General features: G+C 61.3%; 15 protein-coding genes. 11 read left to right on the top strand and 4 right to left on the bottom strand.

The annotated features are described in order from the left end of the window. The first annotated feature begins 105 nt into the window (after window positions 1-105). A complete protein-coding gene (locus PI739_RS13435; protein ID WP_003431401.1) occupies window positions 106-1044 on the top strand; it encodes an iron-sulfur-binding ferredoxin reductase in 939 nt (312 codons plus the stop codon). 147 nt (window positions 1045-1191) lie between these two features. Here the strand turns inward: PI739_RS13435 and pyk are convergent, their stop codons facing one another. Beyond that, window positions 1192-2643 (bottom strand): pyruvate kinase, encoded by a 1452-nt coding sequence (pyk, locus tag PI739_RS13430; RefSeq protein ID WP_003363893.1) that lies wholly within the window; start codon window positions 2641-2643, stop codon window positions 1192-1194. Between the two features lie 176 nt (window positions 2644-2819). Here pyk and PI739_RS13425 point away from each other — a divergent pair, with 176 nt between their 5' ends. After that, the gene (locus PI739_RS13425; RefSeq protein ID WP_003363891.1) at window positions 2820-3215 is read left to right on the top strand and encodes a tetratricopeptide repeat protein; all 396 of its coding nucleotides are present in this window, start codon (window positions 2820-2822) and stop codon (window positions 3213-3215) included. Between the two features lie 203 nt (window positions 3216-3418). Beyond that, window positions 3419-3778 (top strand): PilZ domain-containing protein, encoded by a 360-nt coding sequence (locus PI739_RS13420; protein WP_054082067.1) that lies wholly within the window; start codon window positions 3419-3421, stop codon window positions 3776-3778. Window positions 3779-3806: 28 nt separating this feature from the next. Here the strand turns inward: PI739_RS13420 and PI739_RS13415 are convergent, their stop codons facing one another. The 3 genes from PI739_RS13415 to PI739_RS13405 all read right to left on the bottom strand — a co-directional run bounded on the left by PI739_RS13415 (window position 3807) and on the right by PI739_RS13405 (window position 7284). Then, window positions 3807-5150: a DUF58 domain-containing protein gene (locus PI739_RS13415; protein ID WP_054082068.1), complete on the bottom strand. Its 1344-nt coding sequence runs from the start codon at window positions 5148-5150 to the stop codon at window positions 3807-3809. Then, window positions 5147-6205, bottom strand: coding sequence for an AAA family ATPase (locus PI739_RS13410; RefSeq protein WP_054082069.1), 1059 nt, complete (start codon window positions 6203-6205; stop codon window positions 5147-5149). The genes PI739_RS13415 and PI739_RS13410 overlap by 4 nt, the downstream gene beginning before the upstream one ends. Before the next feature lie 185 nt (window positions 6206-6390). Continuing rightward, window positions 6391-7284, bottom strand: coding sequence for a LysR family transcriptional regulator (locus PI739_RS13405; protein WP_054082070.1), 894 nt, complete (start codon window positions 7282-7284; stop codon window positions 6391-6393). Window positions 7285-7565: 281 nt separating this feature from the next. On the opposite strand from PI739_RS13405, the gene speB reads away from it, so the two are divergent. From speB to PI739_RS13365, 8 genes are all read left to right on the top strand, one after another. Next, window positions 7566-8525, top strand: coding sequence for an agmatinase (speB, locus tag PI739_RS13400; RefSeq protein WP_044308907.1), 960 nt, complete (start codon window positions 7566-7568; stop codon window positions 8523-8525). A 369-nt stretch (window positions 8526-8894) separates the two neighbouring features. Next, window positions 8895-10397, top strand: coding sequence for a purine-cytosine permease family protein (locus PI739_RS13395; RefSeq protein ID WP_054082071.1), 1503 nt, complete (start codon window positions 8895-8897; stop codon window positions 10395-10397). 42 nt (window positions 10398-10439) lie between these two features. Beyond that, complete coding sequence (locus PI739_RS13390) at window positions 10440-11300, top strand: sugar phosphate isomerase/epimerase family protein (protein ID WP_128774883.1); 861 nt, start codon at window positions 10440-10442, stop codon at window positions 11298-11300. Further along, window positions 11297-12331, top strand: a complete 1035-nt coding sequence (locus PI739_RS13385) for an isopenicillin N synthase family dioxygenase (RefSeq protein ID WP_096127805.1) — start codon at window positions 11297-11299, stop codon at window positions 12329-12331. Before PI739_RS13390 ends, PI739_RS13385 begins: the two co-directional genes overlap by 4 nt. A 35-nt stretch (window positions 12332-12366) precedes the next feature. Further along, the gene (locus PI739_RS13380; protein ID WP_003431396.1) at window positions 12367-13161 is read left to right on the top strand and encodes a transporter substrate-binding domain-containing protein; all 795 of its coding nucleotides are present in this window, start codon (window positions 12367-12369) and stop codon (window positions 13159-13161) included. A gap of 176 nt (window positions 13162-13337) precedes the next feature. Next, the gene (locus PI739_RS13375) at window positions 13338-14855 is read left to right on the top strand and encodes an amino acid ABC transporter permease/ATP-binding protein (protein WP_128774884.1); all 1518 of its coding nucleotides are present in this window, start codon (window positions 13338-13340) and stop codon (window positions 14853-14855) included. After that, entirely contained in the window at window positions 14852-16453 is a 1602-nt protein-coding gene (locus PI739_RS13370) for a 5-guanidino-2-oxopentanoate decarboxylase (RefSeq protein WP_054082075.1), read from the top strand. The genes PI739_RS13375 and PI739_RS13370 overlap by 4 nt, the downstream gene beginning before the upstream one ends. A 131-nt stretch (window positions 16454-16584) precedes the next feature. Continuing rightward, a complete protein-coding gene (locus tag PI739_RS13365; protein WP_054082076.1) occupies window positions 16585-18012 on the top strand; it encodes an aldehyde dehydrogenase family protein in 1428 nt (475 codons plus the stop codon). The last annotated feature ends 29 nt before the right edge of the window (window positions 18013-18041 follow it).

Raw genomic sequence — 18041 nt, 5'->3', positions numbered from 1 at the left:
AGAGCTGTCAGGTTGGCCGTAGCGGGCGCAAAAAGGCGCGGCAGTATAACCCGCCCGACAGGCCAGTCTGTACAATCGCCGTTATTTTCTGCACAGGCCGTTTTGATGCCTCAATTGCATGTGGGTGAGCTTAGCTGGTCGGTGGCGTCGGCCAGCAATCTGCTCGACGCCCTGAACCATGCCGGTATTCCGGTCCCTTATAGTTGCCGTGCCGGCAGTTGCCACGCGTGTCTGGTGCGCGTCGTAAAGGGCGAGCCTGAAGACGCGTTGCCCGACGCGCTGCCTGCTGAAAAGCGCCAGCAGGGTTGGCGGCTCGCCTGTCAGTGCCGAGTGGCAGGAGATCTGGCTGTCGAGGTGTTTGACCCGCAGCGCGATGGCCTTCCTGCCACAGTAGCAGGCTGCGACTGGCTCTCTGCGTCGGTGCTGCGCCTGCGTCTGGAGCCTGCGCGGCCACTGCGCTATAGCGCCGGGCAGCATCAGGTGTTGTGGACTGATAGCGGTGTTGCGCGACCATACTCGCTGGCGAGCCTTCCCGGCGAGGATGCGTTTCTGGAGTTTCATATCGACTGCCTGCAGCCCGGGGCCTTCCGTGATGTTGCCCGCCAGTTGCAGGTGGGTGACGCCCTGAGGCTCGGCGAGTTGCGTGGCGGGGCGCTGCGTTACGACCCGGACTGGCAGGAAAAACCCTTATTGCTGCTGGCCGCCGGCACCGGGCTTGGCCCTTTATGGGGTGTGTTGCGCGAGGCGCTGCGCCAGGACCATCAGGGCGCCATACGTGTGATTCATCTGGCCCGCGACAGCCAGGAGCATTATCTGGCCGATGAACTGCACGCCCTGGCTGAACGTTATCCCCAGCTGCATGTTCAGCTGGTTACTCCGCAGACGCTACAAACAACCCTGGCTGAACTGCGCCTGTTGTCGCGGCACGCAATGGCGCTGGTGTGCGGCAGTGCTGACAGCGTCGAGATGTTTGCCAAACGGCTGTATCTGGCCGGGCTGCCGCGTAATCAGTTGCTGGCGGATGTGTTTGTGGCGCGCGAATAAATAAAAGGCACGTTAGTTAAAGCTCTCGTTCCATCTGCTCCCACGCCCTACGGGCAGAAGCCTGAAAGCCCAACTTCCCTGGCTGACACAATGCAAAAAGGCCCCGGCTCTTGCGAGACGGGGCCTTTGGCTTGCAGTGTGCTGCGATCAGACCAACGGGTCGCCGACGTGCAGAATCTTCATGCCGTTGGTGCCGCCGATGGTGTGGTAGCTGTCGCCCTTGGTGAGGATGACCCAGTCACCTTGCTCGACCAGACCACGCTTGAGCAGTTCGTCGACTGCGGCCTGGCTGACCTGACCTGGCGGCAGGGCTGCCGGGTCGAATGGCACGGTGTAGACACCACGGAACATCGCTGCACGCGCCTGAGTGCCACGGTGCGGGGAGAACGCGTAGATCGGCACCGAAGAGCGGATGCGCGACATGATCAGCGGGGTATAGCCGCTTTCGGTCAGTGCGATGATCGCCTTTACACCCGGGAAGTGGTTGGCGGTGTACATGGCCGCCAGCGCGATGCTTTCATCACAACGGGTGAAGGAGTGACCGATACGGTGGCTGGAAGTCTTGCCGGTCGGGTGCTTTTCAGCGCCGATGCAGATACGGGCCATGGCCTGAACCGCTTCGATCGGATAGGAGCCTGCAGCACTTTCGGCCGACAGCATCACGGCGTCGGTGTAGTCGAGCACGGCGTTGGCCACGTCGGACACTTCTGCACGCGTCGGCATCGGGCTTGAGATCATCGACTCCATCATCTGCGTGGCGACGATCACCGCCTTGTTGTGGCGACGAGCGTGCAGGATGATGCGTTTCTGTACGCCGACCAGTTCGGCATCACCGATTTCAACACCCAGGTCACCACGAGCGACCATGACCGCATCACTGGCGCGGATCAGCTCATCGAGCACTTCGTCGTTGGCAACGGCTTCGGCACGTTCGATCTTGGCCACCAGCCAGGCCGTACCACCGGATTCGTCGCGCAGCTGGCGAGCGTATTCCATGTCGGCGGCATCGCGCGGGAAGGAAACGGCCAGGTAATCCAGGTCCATCTCGGCAGCGAGCTTGATGTCCTGCTTGTCTTTTTCGGTCAGTGCCGGCGCCGTCAGGCCACCGCCACGACGGTTGATGCCCTTGTGATCGGACAGCGGGCCACCGATCAGCACGGTGCAGTGCAGTTCGTCGGCGGTCTGGGTGTCGACGCGCATGACCACGCGACCATCGTCGAGCAGCAACTCGTCGCCTACGCCGCAATCCTTGACCAGATCCGGGTAGTCGATACCCACGATCTGCTGATTGCCACTGGTCAGCGGATGAGCGGTAGAGAAGGTGAACTTGTCACCGACCTTCAGCTCTATTCGCTTGTCGGTGAACTTTGCAATACGGATCTTCGGACCCTGCAGGTCGCCCAGCAGAGCGACGAAGCGCCCGTGTCTGGCGGCGATTTCGCGGATCAGCCTGGCGCGAGCCTTGTGCTCGTCCGGAGTACCGTGAGAGAAGTTCAGACGAGCAACGTCGAGACCCGAAAGGATCAGTTGTTCGATGACTTCCGGCGAATTGCTGGCAGGGCCAAGTGTGGCGACGATTTTGGTGCGGCGAACGGTCATGCACAAACTCCTTAATTGAAGCGCAGCGAGAGGCTACTCCTGTCTGGGTCTTTAGTCATTGTTCCTTTGCACTACCGTGTCAGGGTCAGGGAGGGCAATCGGCTGACAACCGGCGCTCTATTGGCCTGAAGAAACAGGCCGTGACGCCGATACAGGGCAGAGAACAGGAGAGTCCCATGCGTATTGTAACGATTGTTGTATTACTGACTGCGCTCAGCGGTTGCACCCGCTGGGCGATGAATTCCAACCTTGATCACGCCTACCGTGCCTATCAGGAAGGTGATTGTGATCGGGTGATGCTCGATCTCTCCAAGGTCGAACGCCAGAGCCGCTCACGCCGTTATGTCCAGCCGGAAGTGTCGATGTTGCGCGGCCAGTGCCTGGAACGGCAGAAATTGTACGTCGATGCAGCGCAGACTTATCAATTTCTGATGGCCCAGTATCCAGAGAGCGAATACGCCTTCCGTGCACGCGCCAGACTCGACACGCTGGCACAAACGGGTCTTTATCCCAAGGCTCAGCCGGCCAGAACCATACCTGTACCTGTTCGAAACGCTCCTGTATCGAAATAATTACCCTCGTTTGAATGGAAGGCGTTGTGTTCGGGTGGCTTTCGAATAATTCTGAGCTAGGCTGAGGTCACACATTGGACGAGCTGCAGGGCACCGGGTCGAGGCTGTTTCCTGGATCGCTTCTGTAGTGCAGCGCAGTTGAAGTCCGCAACGAATACACGGTGTTGCCTGGGCGCAACACCCGACTCGGAAGGCAGCCTGCCATGTATAAAGAGCGGAAAATCGAACGCCATCAACTGCAGGATTATCTGCAGGTTTTCAATCGCCATACTGGCAAGCTGATGGGCTGTCTGGGGAATGTGTCCGGTGAGGGGCTGATGCTTATCAGCAGCCTGCCGATCCTGGTGGGCGCCAGGTTCGATCTGTGTCTGAAATTGCCGAATGGCAATGTCGGACAGCCCATCGACGTGAGCGCCACGTGCCTCTGGTGTAATGAAGATGAGACACCTGGCAGTTATGACTCCGGTTTTGAATTGTGCCAGGTCTCGACAGAGTATCTGGAGTTCGTGCAGCTGTTGCGACAGTACTTCTGTTTTTACCCTTCCTATGAAGCCTCTGCCTGAGGCTGCTGCCTGACGGGCAGGACGTCGTTCATAACGCCCCTGCCTTTTTCCAGCTCATGTAACGGTTGACCAGCTGTGGCCCCAGTTCTCCTGGTCGCGCATCCATGATCACGATGCCTTGCGCACTCAAACGGTCGTGCAGCGAAGTACGGGCGTTGAGAAAGTCGATTGTCCCGCAATAACTCAGCGCTTCATCGTACGTGTGTACCGGTGACTGACGCAGGCCGTCGAGCACTTCTTCGCGCAGACTGGCGATCAGTACCCGATGCTGTTTGCCAAGCTGTCTGGCGGCGGCCAGCAGCTCCTCATCGTCTTCATCGCGCAAGTTGGTCATCAACACCACCAGTGAGCGTCTCTTATGACGAACCATCAGCTGGCGCACAGCGGCGCTGTAGTCAGCGGGGCGCCGGGTGGTCTGCAGGTCATAGACCGAGTTGAGCACGCGATTCAACTGCCCGGGCCCCTTCACCGGCGCCAGATAACGATCCTGCTCGCCGGCAAAGGTCGCAATGCCGACAGAATCACCCTGACGCAGCGCGACATAACTCAATAGCAGGCAGGCGTTGAGCGCATGATCGAAGTGAGACAGTTCGCCGTCCTGACTGCGCATTCGGCGTCCGCAATCCAGCATGAAAACGATCTGCTGATCCCGCTCGTCCTGATACTCCCGTGCAATGGGCGCTCGCTGGCGGGCGGTAGCTTTCCAGTCGATCTGGCGCAGGCTGTCGCCCTCGCGAAACTCACGCAACTGGTTGAACTCCATGCCCAGCCCGCGACGTTGCAGCTGGCGCACACCCAGTTGGCTTAGCCAGTTATCCACCGCCACCAATTGCCCGCCGCAGAAGCGGGCGAAATCCGGATAGACCCGCGTGGTGCCGGGCACTGCCAGGTAGCGTCGTACTGTCCACAGGCGCAAAGGCCCCGGCAGGCTGATTTCGCACCGTTCAAACGTGAAATGACCCCGGCTTGAGGGGCGCAGGCGATAGCCGATGCTGCCTTTTCCGCGTGCGGCCAGGGTGAGGGACTGAGGCAGGTTTTCGTGTTCCAGCCCGTGCGGCACATGATCGAATAGCCGCACGGTAACGGGTCGGCCACCGTCGTGTTGCACGTCGAGTCGGGCTTCGTTCCAGCGGTCCAGCGCCAGACTGCCCGCCAGCTCGCGCTGCACGCGTGGCGAGGGGCTTCTGAGTAGCCAGATTGCATCCAGCAGGCTCACGGCAACGAGGGCCAGCAAGGCTCCCCAGTAAAGGTCATCGATTTTTGCCGGATACTCGATGCTCAGCGCACGAAGCGTGCCGAGCAGCAAGGCCACGCCCATCAGTCCGCCGAGGCAGCGCAGCAGCGTTATCGACGGCTTGAGGACCTGTGTCACAGGCGCGGGGCCGAGACCTGATCGAGGATCTGCCTGAGCACCTGATCCACCGACAGCCCTTCGATGTCCAGCTCCGGCGACAGCCTGACCCGGTGTCGCAGCACCGCCAGTGCACAGCCCTTGATATCGTCCGGGGTCACGAACTCGCCGCCACGCAATACGGCTCGGGCCCGCCCGCCACGCACCAGCGCAATCGAAGCACGGGGGCCAGCGCCCTGACTCAGACCCGGCCAGGTGCGCGTGCTGCGTGCCAGCCGCACGGCGTAGTCCAGCACCTGCTCATCGATGGGCAGTTCGCTGGCAATACGTTGCAACGCCTGAACCTCGCGGGCCTGCATGATGACCCTGAGCGGTCGCACGTCCAGCATGTCAGCCCGGGACGAGCGGGTGACCTGACGCACCATGTTCAGCTCTTCCTGCGCTTCGGGATAATCCATGCGCAGTTTGAGCATGAAACGATCCAGTTCGGCTTCAGGCAGTGGATACGTGCCTTCCTGTTCGATGGGGTTCTGGGTCGCCAGCACCATGAATGGCTGCGGGATCGGCAGGGCGCGCCCTTCAAGGGTGACTTGCCGCTCCTGCATCGCTTCGAGCAATGCGGCCTGGGTCTTGGCCGGTGCTCTGTTGATTTCGTCGGCCAGCAGCAGGTTGGTGAACAGCGGCCCCTTGCGCAGCTTGAACTGCTCGGTCTGCATGTCGTACACCGCATGGCCGGTGACATCGCTCGGCATCAGGTCCGGCGTAAACTGGATGCGGGCGAATTCGCAGCCGATACAACTGGCCAGCGCCCGAACCAACAGCGTCTTGCCAAGCCCCGGAACACCTTCCAGCAGTACATGTCCGCCGCCGATCAGCGCGGTCAACACGTCGTCGATAACCGCATTTTGTCCGATCACGGCCTTTTGCAGCTCGTTGCGCAACGCCTGGGCCAGCTGGCTGGCGCGTTGACGCTGCTGCAACTGGGTGCTTGCCGCAACGGTCGGGCTGACAGGCTCGATGGAGGGCTCGATAAATGGCTCGGTGCTTACCGATGGGTCGGGCGTTTGCTCGCTCATGCGTTCCGGCGTCCTGTTGACGGTTGCCTGTGTTTATCGTCGGTAAATCAGGCGCTAAGCTGATTTGGCTTTTTTCAAGTTTCTCAGTGTGCTGAAAAGAGGGGGGAGCGGTCTACCACTCCGTGTGAAATCGCGCTTGTACCCGGATTATTTCCGAGCGCGACGATTGCCTCCGCTGCGCATCGTCATCCCGCCTCGAACCAGCCTTTGAGCCGATCACGAAAGCTCTGTATCAACGGTTCCCTCGATCTGCCCCTGCGCAACGCCAGAGAAAACGGTGCCTGATAGCCGAACGTCGTCGGTAGCAACACCTTCAAGCGTTTCTGATCCGCCCAGAATTGCGCGTAATGCTCGGGCAGGTAGCCGATATACGCCCCCGACAGCACCAGAATCAGCTGGGCCTCCATCGACTCCACCGTAGCGGCGCTATGTTTGAACCCATGCCGCGCCAGTTCTGCCTGGCTCCAGTAGCCGCGTCCGACCATACGCTGCCGGGTGATCACTTCTGCCGGAATGCGGCGCTGGTCGAACAGTTCATGGCGATCGCTGCAATACAGCCAGTGTTGTTCGCGATAGAGAGCCTGATACATCAGGCCGCTCATACGAACCGAGAAGGCACCGATGGCCAGGTCCAGGCGATTTTCCTGTACGCCCAGTTGCAACTGCGCCGGGCTGAGAACACTCAGGTGCAAGTGCACGGCAGGGTGCTCCTTGCTGTAGGCGCCGATAACGTCCGCGAGCTGCAGGGCCGGGTCGCTGACAGTGGAGTCGAGAACGCCGAGGTTGAGGGTGCCGCGCAGTTCACCCTTGAGGGCAGCGCTGTACCGTTCGAAGCCCTCCAGTTCAGCAAGCAGCCGCAGGGTTTCCTGGTGGAACAATTCGCCTTTGCTGGTCAGACTGAATCCACCACGGCCCCGATGGCAGAGAACCAGACCGAGCTGGCTTTCGAGTTGGCTCATGTAGGTGCTGATTGCAGACGTGGAGAGGTTGAGCTCCTGCTGCGCGGCGGCGAAGCCCTGATGGCGCACAACGCTGGCGAAGATGCGCAGCAATTTGATGTCAGGCAGGACAGAGGACATTGGCGTCTCCGATGGCAGGCGCAGCGTGGCTCGGGTATTTCCGGTTCAGGCCGGCTGGCGTGTATCTATGTTCAGGCAGTGGGTATGTAACGTTCTTGCCGTGGGCTGAGCCCCTTCACGCAGGTGCAAAGCCGGCGGGAGTGTGGAGAGGATCAGGGGCAGAGTGTATCCATGGATAGTTTAGAAATCTCTGAACTGATTTTTTGTCTGCAGCGATTCTTCCGGCTGCCAGGCCTCACCAGAATGGCCTCACATTAATGACAACACGGTGAGGCACTCCAGTGGACACGACTTTCCACCAGCCCCTGAGCGGCAACGAGATGCCTCGTTTTGGCGGTATCGCCACCATGCTGCGTTTGCCGCATGTACAGAGCGCTGAAGAGCTCGACCGGCTGAACGCCGCGTTTGTCGGCATTCCGCTGGACATCGGCACCTCGCTGCGTTCCGGCACTCGTTTCGGGCCACGGCAGATCCGCGCCGAGTCGGTGATGATTCGTCCTTACAACATGGCCACGGGGGCCGCGCCGTTCGATTCGCTGAACGTGGCAGACATCGGTGACGTGCCGATCAATACCTTCAACCTGCTGGACGCAGTACGCATTATCGAGCAGGAGTACGACCGGATTCTGGGCCACGACATTGTGCCGCTGACGCTGGGCGGCGATCACACGCTGACGCTGCCGATCCTGCGCGCCATCCACAAGAAGCATGGCAAGGTCGGGCTGGTGCATATCGATGCGCATGCCGACGTCAACGATCACATGTTCGGCGAAAAGATCGCCCACGGCACCACATTCCGCCGTGCGCAGGAAGAGGGCCTGCTGGACAGCAACCGTGTTGTGCAGATCGGTCTGCGTGCGCAGGGTTATACCGCTGAGGATTTCAACTGGAGCCGTAAACAGGGCTTCCGCGTCGTGCAGGCCGAAGAGTGCTGGCACAAGTCATTGACCCCGCTGATGGCCGAAGTGCGCGAGAAGGTCGGCGGCGGTCCTGTGTATCTGTCATTCGACATTGACGGTATCGACCCGGCCTGGGCGCCAGGCACCGGGACACCGGAGGTCGGCGGGCTGACCACGATTCAGGCGCTGGAAATCATTCGCGGTTGTCACGGGCTGGACTTGATTGGTTGCGATCTGGTCGAGGTGTCGCCGCCGTACGACACCACCGGCAACACCTCGCTGCTGGGTGCCAATCTGCTCTACGAGATGCTCTGTGTGCTGCCTGGTGTGATACGCCGGTGATTCGCGAAAGCCGGGTTGATCCGTACGGCTGAGGAACGTCGTTGCAGGCGTGCGAGACGATTGTGTTCGGCTACAACAGCGGGCAATGGCTGGCCTGGCACGCACGCTTGTCGGTGGTGACATCGGTTTAAGGATGGTTTGTTCGCAACAATAACAATGAGCACGACACACGTTTCATTCGCGGGAGCGAATGTGGTTCGCGAACCGGTGGGCAAGACTCACGCACCGGTGTAGTCGCGTGCTGACGTTGGAAGTGTGCCGGAAGTCGATTGAATGGAACCCCCCCCGTCCGTGGTTAACGGGCGGCTATAAAGGGTCAGCGTGCCTGCGCTGGCCTTACAACAACCGTGACAGGCGCTGGAGCAACACATGAGCCATTCGACGCGTATCGAAACCTTTGGTGTGGAACAGATACCCGACACCCAACGCGATGCTTCCCCTATCGATCTGTTTCGTCTGATCTTCGGCGGTGCCAATACCTTTGCCACGGCGGTGCTGGGCAGTTTTCCGGTGTTATTCGGGCTGTCATTCCAGGCCGGCGTCTGGGCGATCGTTCTGGGCGTGACAATGGGCGCGTTGATCCTCGCGCCGATGGGCCTGTTCGGTGCGATCAATGGCACCAACAACGCGGTATCTTCCGGCGCGCATTTCGGTGTGCACGGGCGCATCATCGGTTCGTTTCTGTCACTGCTGACCGCAGTGGCCTTCTTTTCCCTTTCGGTCTGGAGCTCTGGCGATGCGCTGGTCGGCGGCGCTCAGCGGCTGGTCGGCCTGCCGGAAAACAATACCAGCCTGGGGCTGGCCTACGGGCTGTTCGCAGTGCTGGTGCTGATCGTATGCATCTTCGGCTTTCGCTTCATGCTGTGGATCAACAAGGTCGCGGTCTGGGCATCCAGCCTGCTGTTTCTGTCGGGCATCCTGGCCTTTGCAGGGCCGTTCGATCCGGGCTATGCCGGCAGCGTCAATCTGCTGCAACCGGGCTTCTGGGCGGCCTTCACCGGGTCGGCCTTGCTGGCGATGAGCAACCCTGTTTCGTTCGGCGCCTTTCTCGGCGACTGGTCGCGCTACATCCCGCGCGACACCTCTAGATCGCGCATCATGCTGGCAGTGCTCGCGGCTCAAGCCTGCACGCTGATCCCTTTTCTGTTTGGCCTGTGCACCGCGACGCTGGTCGCGACTCAGGCGCCGCAGTACATCGAGTCCAACAACTATGTCGGTGGCTTACTGGCGATTTCACCCGGCTGGTTCTTTTTACCGGTGTGCCTGATTGCGGTGATCGGAGGGCTGTCTACCGGCACCACGGCGTTGTATGGCACCGGACTGGACATGTCGAGCATGTTCCCGCGTCTACTCAACCGAGCCGCAGCCACGCTGTTGATCGGTGTGGCGGCGATTGCCTTTATCTTCATAGGTCGCTTCACCTTTAATCTGGTGCAGAGCGTGTCGACCTTCGCAGTGCTGATCATTACCTGCACCAGCCCATGGATGGTGGTGATGATCCTCGGCCTGATCAGTCGTCGCGGTTTTTACCACGCCGATGACTTGCAGGTGTTCACCCGTGGCCAGCGTGGCGGGCGTTACTGGTTTCACCACGGCTGGAACTGGCGCGGGCTGGGCGCGTGGATTCCGAGTGCGGCGGTGGGCCTGTGCTTTGTCAATCTGCCTGGCCAGTTTGTCGGGCCGCTGGGCGAGCTGGCCGCAGGCATCGACATCAGTCTGCCGATCACTCTGGGCCTGGCGGCGCTGCTGTACCTGACCTTGCTGCGCTCGTTTCCGGAGCCAGTGTCAGTGTATGGCCCCAAGGGGGCGCACCCGATGCTGGGGCGCAAGGCCATCAGCAGCGCCACCCCGTCAGCCACCGCCCATTCGTGATCCGCGCTGTGCCACTGCGGGCACAGGCGGCGAGGTTTGCCCATGAAACTGGAACTCTTTCGCACACTGTGGGGCTATCACGGCACTTGGCAGCAGGCGCTGCTTGAGGCGCGTGAAGCGGGCTTCGAGGGCTTCGAGGCGCGCATCCCCGAGCAGGCAGCCGAGCGTGCAGCGTTCGCGGCGTTCCTGCGGGATAACTGTGTGCCGTACATCGCCACTCTATTCACCTCCAGCCAAGTGCTGCCGGTGCAGGCGGCGACGCCTGCCGAGCATCTGGTGGATTTCGCCGGCAAGCTGCAACAGGCTGCCGAACTGGCGCCGCGGTTTGTCAATGTGCTGGCCGGCAACGACCGCTGGCCGCTGGCTCAGCAAGTGGATTTCTTTGGCGAAGCGCTGGAAATCGCCCGGCGCAGCGGCCTGACCTGCAGCTTCGAGACGCACCGCGCGCGCTCACTGTTCAACCCATGGCTGACCCTGCAATTGATCGAGCAGGTGCCGGATCTGCGTTTCACCAGTGATATCAGCCATTGGGTGGTGACCTGCGAGCGCTTGCTCGATGACCCGGCCGACGATCTCAGCGCTTTCGTCGAGCGTGTGCACCACATTCAGGCCCGGGTCGGTTATGACCAAGGGCCGCAAGTGCCGCACCCGGGCGCGCCGGAATACGCCGCCGCGCTGGCATTCCATCAGCAGCACTGGGAAGCGATCTGGCGCTCGCAGCGCGCCCGTGGCTTTTCCGGCACCACGCTGACGCCGGAGTTCGGGCCTGATGGCTACCTGCATCATTTACCGTTCACCAATGTGCCAGTAGCCGATCTGTGGGGCCTTAACGCCTGGATGGGCCGTACCGAGCGTGAACACTTTTCTGCGCTTTTCAACCGCCCGGGGAGCCTGCTGCCATGAGTCGACCTTCTGCTTTCACCCACGTTCCGCTGGTCGATATCCACGGCCTGTTCAGCGAACGTCTGGACGATCGCCAGGCAGTGGCCAAGGCTCTCGGCGAAGCGGCCCGGCGTGTGGGCTTTGTGTATATCACCGGTCACGGTATCGCGCCTGAACTGATCGAGAATCTGCACCGCGCTGCCGAGCAGTATTTCGCCCAGCCGCTGGACGCCAAGATGCGACATTACATCGGCGCTTCGCAGAGCCACAAAGGCTTCGTTCCCGAGGGCGAGGAAGTGTACGGGACTGGCAAGCCGGACCATAAAGAGGCGTTCGACATCGGCTTTGAAGTGCCCGCCGACAACCCATTGGTACTCGCCGGCACACCGCTGCTGGGGCCAAACGACTGGCCGGCCTTGCCGGGCTTTCGGGCGGCGGTGCAGGCCTACTATCAGGCGGTATTCGCCCTGGGGCATCAGTTGTTCCGCGGTTTTGCTCTGGCGCTTGACCTGGACGAGCATGCCTTCGATGACATGGCCCGCTTTCCACCTTCCAAGCTGCGCCTGATCCACTACCCGTTCGATGGCGATGCCCAGGACGCGCCAGGCATTGGCGCGCACACCGACTATGAGTGTTTCACCATTCTTCAGGCCGATCAGCCGGGTCTGGAGGTCATGAACGAGCGGGGTGAGTGGATCGATGCGCCGCCGGTGGAAGGGGCCTTTGTGGTCAATATCGGCGACATGCTGGAGGTAATGACCGCGGGTGCATTTGTCGCCACGGCGCACCGCGTGCGCAAGATCCAGCGAGAGCGTTATTCGTTCCCGCTTTTCTATGCCTGCGACTACCACACCCTGATCAAACCCCTGCCGCAGTTCGCGGACGGCGAGCAGAACTACGCGCCTGTCGCCATTGGCGAGCACATGTGGGCTCAGGCTTTGCAGACCTACCAATACCTTCGCCAGCGTGTTGCCGATGGGCAGCTTGCCCTGCCTCAGCACGCCAGAAAGCCTTCAAGCTTCGGGCACCTGAAAAACCAGAGCGTGACTTAGTGATCTGCCTTTTCCCCCAATCTGGAATGACGACTATGCCAAACACCACGTTTTCGCGCTTCGCCACATGTCTGTTGGGCCTGGCCCTGTTTGCCGGCAGCGTTCAGGCTGCGCCCACCGCAACACCCGGTACGCTGAAAGTCGGCATGGAGATTTCCTATCCACCGTTCGAGTCCTACGAGGGTGACAAGGTGGTGGGTTTTGACCCCGAGGTGGCGAACGAGCTGGCCAGGCAACTGGGCGGTATGAAGGTCGAGTTCGTCGACACACGCTTTCCGAATCTGATCCTGGGCCTTAACGCCAACCGCTTCGACACCATCATTTCCGGCATGTACATCACTGATGAGCGGACCCGGCAGGCCGAGGCGATTCCATATGCGCAGGTGGGCGCAGCCATCATGGTACGCAGCGACAGCACCGTGAAACCCCAGCAGCCTGAAGACTTGTGCGGCCTGAAGGTCGGTTTGCAGCAAGGCACCAACTGGATCAATCAGCTCAAGGCCGTGTCAGCCGATTACTGCGTCCGGCAGAACAAGGGCGAAATCGCGATCAGTGAGTTTCCGACCACGGCAGAGGCGTCGCAGGCACTGATCTCCGGCAATATTCAGGCACATCTGGAGATCTCGGCGGCGGCGAAAATGATCGTCGACAAGGCCCGTGGCCGCATCGTGATCAGTTCTGAAAAGTCCCTCTACCCGCAGACGCTGGGCATCTATGTGAAGAAGGGCAACGGCGAACTGATTGAAAAACTGCGCGATGTGGTCGAGCGCTACAAGCAGAGCGATGCGTACCGTGAGCTGCTGAGCAAGTACAACCTGGAACCGGCGTAAGTCACGGCTGCCCGCACACTTCACAGCAAGCGGCTTTTTGTCACGCGCGCGCATCGCGCAGCCGGCAAAGAGCTGCTTGCGCGAATGCGGTGCCTGCTTAACGGCCAGAGACGGTCCTGCGGCGACAGCGGTTCGCCGCTCGGCCTTCGCCATCCATCTGCTGCACCGAGGTCATCATGGCATTCGAATGGGCCTATTTTTTCTCGCTGTTCTCCGTACAGGCTTTCTGGAAAGCCTGCCTGACGGTGGTTCAGCTCAGCGTCCTGTCCTGGTCGGCAGGTCTGGCACTGGGTTTCCTGCTGGCCAGCGCCAGGCTGTCGACACATGCGTGGTTGCGCGTGCCGGCCAGCCTGTACATCTGGCTGTTTCGTAGCATCCCGTTGCTGGTGCTGCTGGTGTTCGTTTACAACCTGCCGCAACTGTTTCCGGCCTCAAGCAGTGTCTTGTCGCAGCCGTTTTATTCCGGGCTGATCGCCCTGGTACTGACCGAAACGGCGTACATGGCCGAGATTCACAGAGGCGGGCTGCTGTCAGTGCTCAAGGGCCAGCGTGAAGCCGCCAGAGCGCTGGGCATTCGCGGTCTGGGCGCGCAGCGTCTGGTGGTCATTCCGCAGGCGATTCGTATATCGCTGCCAACGCTGACCAACGAATACGTGACCATCGTCAAACTGACGTCGCTGGTGTCGGTGATCTCGCTCAACGAGTTGCTGCTGGTTGGCCAGCGCCTTTACGCACAAAACTTTCTGGTGCTGGAAACCCTGGCGGCAGTAGCGATGTACTACGTGCTGATCGTCACGCTGTTTGGCTGGCTGTTGCAATGGGCTGAGCGTCATCTGGACTTGTCGCGCAAAAACGCACAGACCCTGGAGGATGCGCAGACCGATGCCCTGCGCCAACCCGCAGGGTCTGGCAAGCCACGTTGCGTGCCGGTTCCGGCACAACCCGATGCCCTGCTGCTGCGCGGTATCCATAAGCGCTATGGCAACCACGAAGTACTCAAGGGCATCGACCTGCTGGTCAGGCCCGGTGAGGTCATTTCGATCATTGGTCCGTCCGGCTCCGGCAAGACTTCGTTGATCCGCACGATCAACAATCTGGAAAGCATCGATCAGGGCGAGATTGTCCTGTTCGGCAATGACTTCATTCGCGCAGGAGAACGCGCCGACTCTCCGGTGATCCGGCAGGGCATCCGGCGCATCGGTATGGTGTTCCAGAACTTCAACCTGTTCCCGCACCGTACCATTCTCGACAACGTCATTCTCGCGCCGCGTTATCACGGCCTGGCCAGCACCGCTCAATTGCGTCGCAAGGGCCATGCGCTGCTGGATCGTGTCGGGTTGCTGGCGCATGCCGACAAATACCCGCATCAATTGTCGGGCGGCCAGCAGCAGCGTGTGGCGATTGCCCGTGCGCTGGCGATGGAGCCGGACATCATGCTCTTCGACGAACCGACTTCGGCGCTGGACCCGGAGTTGGTCGGCGACGTGCTCAACGTCATTCGGGATCTGGCTGCCGAGGGCATGACCATGCTGATCGTCACTCATGAGATGGATTTCGCGCTGTCGATTTCCGATCGCATCGTGTTCATGGAGAACGGCCATGTGGTCACTGATGCCTCGCCCGCGACTATCCGCCAGGACGGCGATCCGCGCGTGCGACGCTTTATCGGCCTGGAACAGGAGCGCGCAGCATGACCACCTGTGGAGAGTTTCTGGTCAGACAACTGAGCGCCTGGGGCGTCGACACGGTATTCGGCATTCCCGGCGTGCATACGGTTGAGCTGTATCGCGGCTTGCCGGGCAGTGGCATTCGACATATCACGCCGCGCCACGAACAAGGCGCGGGCTTCATGGCCGACGGTTATGCACGGGTCAGCGGCAAGCCCGGGGTGTGCTTTATCATTACTGGCCCGGGCATGACCAATATCCTCACGGCAATGGGCCAGGCGTATGCGGACTCGATCCCGATGCTGGTGATTTCCAGCGTCAACGAACGTCATCGGCTGGGTCTGGGCAATGGCTATCTGCACGAGTTGCCGAACCAGCGCGCGATGGTCGCCGGGGTCAGTGCCTTCAGCCACACGCTGATGAGCGTCGAGGAACTGCCTGCGGTTCTGGCACGAGCCTTTGCCGTCTTCGACAGCCAGCGTCCACGGCCTGTACACATCGAGCTGCCGCTGGACATTATCGTCGCCAGCGCCGCGCACATGACACTGCAGCCGCGCCAGATCATCGCTCGACCCGCGCCGGACCCTACAGCCATTGCCCGGGCCGCTGCACGGTTGCGCTCGGCCCGGCGTCCGCTGTTGCTGCTCGGCGGTGGCTGTGTCGCAGCGATGGAGCAAGTGCGCGAGCTGGCGGCCCGGCTGGATGCACCGACGGCCCTGACCATCAACGCCAAAGGCCTGCTGCCGGCCGGGCACCCGTTGCTGCTGGGCAGCAACCAGTCGCTGATGCCGGTTCGGCAATTAGCGCTGGACGCCGATGTGGTGCTGGCGATTGGCACCGAGCTGGGCGAGACCGATTACGATGTGGTGTTCGACGGCAATTTCAGGATTGGCGGCGAGTTGATTCGCATCGATATCGATGCCGGGCAGTTGACCCGCAACCATCCTCCGAGTCTGGCGATCCTCAGCGATGCCACTGCGGCAATAAGTGCCTTGCTTGCCGAGTTGCCAGTGCGTGCGGCCAATAAAGCCAGCCCGGGTGCTCAACGAACCGCGGCGGCGCAGGAGCAACTGGCCGAAGGCTTCAGCGCCTGGGCGCATTACCGAAAACTGTTCGAGTGCGTGCTTGAAGTGCTGCCCGAGGTGCGTTTTGTCGGTGATTCGACGCAGACGGTGTACAGCGGCAATCACCTGGTCGAGCTGGACAGCCCTCGTCGCTGGTTCAATGCCTCTACCGGTTACGGCACCCTGGGCTACGGCTTGCCTGCGGCCATCGGGGCCAGACTGGCCGAGCCCTCGCGCGCGGTGATCAGCCTGATGGGCGACGGCGGCATTCAGTTCACCCTGCCGGAACTTGCCAGCGCCGTGGAGGCGCGGGTCGGCATTATTGTGTTGTTGTGGAATAACCAGGGCTACGGCGAGATCAAGCGCTACATGGAGCGCCGCGACATCACGCCGCTGGGCGTGGACATCCATACGCCGGACTTTCTGACCATCGCCCGAGGGTTCGGCTGTGTGGCTGAACGTGCTCGCGATTACCAGCACCTGCAGGCGCTGCTGCGTGAAGCGCCGGATGACCGGCCGCTGATTATCGAAATCGAAGAGGCGCCGCCGTTTGCGCCTTGAGCCGCCGCGCGTCGTCACCGCCGCCGCTGCGAGCCAATCCGCTTCAGCCGCAAATCGGTGGCGTCTGCCTGGCGGATAAAGCCTGCCCGGTGCAATTGCGTCCTGCATGGAATTCTTGATGGAGCTCTGCCATGAACACCCCGCATTACATCAACGGTCGTTGGCTGGAAGGCCAGGGCGCCGACGTTCTGATCGTCCACGAGCCCGCTCTGGGCCAGCCCTTCGCCGAAGTGATCAGCGCCAGCAGCGCGCAGGTCGATCAGGCTGTCGCTGCTGCCCGCGCCGCGCTTCCCGTCTGGAAAAATACGCCTGCTGCCGAACGTGCCTCATTGCTGCGCGGCTTTGCTGATCACCTCGTGCAGCGCCGCGAAGCCTTGATTGCGCTGCTGATGCGCAATAACGGCAAGCCTCGTCATGAAGCCGAAGTCGATCTGGATGACGCCGTGGCAACGTTCAGTTACTTCGCCCACCTGATCGAGGCTCAGCCCACCCATCGCGAGGTTGAACTGGCCGCCTCCGGCTTTACTTCGCATACCCGCCTGGAGCCGGTGGGCGTAGTGGGGCTGATCGTGCCGTGGAATTTTCCGCTGGTCACCAGTGCCTGGAAACTCGCTCCGGCGTTGGCTGCCGGTTGCACTGTGGTGCTCAAGCCCTCGGAGGTCACGCCCCTGATCGAGCAGGTTTACGGCGAAATTGCCGACGCGCTCGGCTTGCCCGCCGGAGTGCTGAATATCGTCAGCGGCAGGGCTGATACCGGCGCAGCGTTGAGCAACCATCCAGGTCTGGACAAGCTGTCGTTCACCGGCAGCAACGGTGTGGGCCGCCAGGTCATGCACAGCGCAGCGGCGTATTGTCGGCCGGTGACGCTGGAGCTGGGCGGTAAATCCGCGATTATCGTATTCGACGACTGCGACCCGGATCAGGCGGTGGAATGGATCGTCGCAGGCATCTGCTGGAACGCCGGGCAAATGTGCTCGGCCACCTCGCGGCTGTTGGTTCAGGAGGGCATCGCCGAGGCATTGATTCCTCGTTTGCAGAAGGCATTCGAAGCGCTGCGGGTCGGTAATCCGCTGACTGAAGACGTCGACATGGGACCACTGAGCAGTGAGGCGCAGTGGCACAAGGTCCGTGAGTATTTCACTGTTGCCCGGGAGGAGGGTATGCAGTGTCTGACCGGTGGAACAGCACTGGCACGTGATGGTTGGTTTGTCAGCCCGACGTTGTACCGCGACGTGCCTGTCAGCAGTCGCCTGTGGAGTGAAGAAATCTTTGGTCCGGTGCTGTGCCTCCGCTGTTTCAGCACTGAACAGGAAGCTGTCGACCTGGCCAATGACAGCTGCTTTGGGCTGGTGGCGACGGTTGCCAGCGCTGATATCGAGCGCGCCGAACGGGTGGCCGATGCGCTTGACGTAGGGCATGTGTGGATCAACTCGATCCAGGCGGTATTTGTCGAAACGTCGTGGGGAGGCAACAAGGGCAGCGGTGTCGGGCGTGAGCTCGGGCCTTGGGGACTGGCGGCCTATCAGGCGGTGAAGCATGTGACCCGATGCCTGGGGTAGCTCTTTCTGCCTGGAAAGAGCCCCCCGTT

The organism is Pseudomonas cerasi (assembly GCF_027983475.1).
Lineage (GTDB): Bacteria > Pseudomonadota > Gammaproteobacteria > Pseudomonadales > Pseudomonadaceae > Aquipseudomonas > Aquipseudomonas cerasi.
Note: the sequence above shows the minus strand (reverse complement) of the source record. Positions and strands in the feature narration are given on the sequence as shown.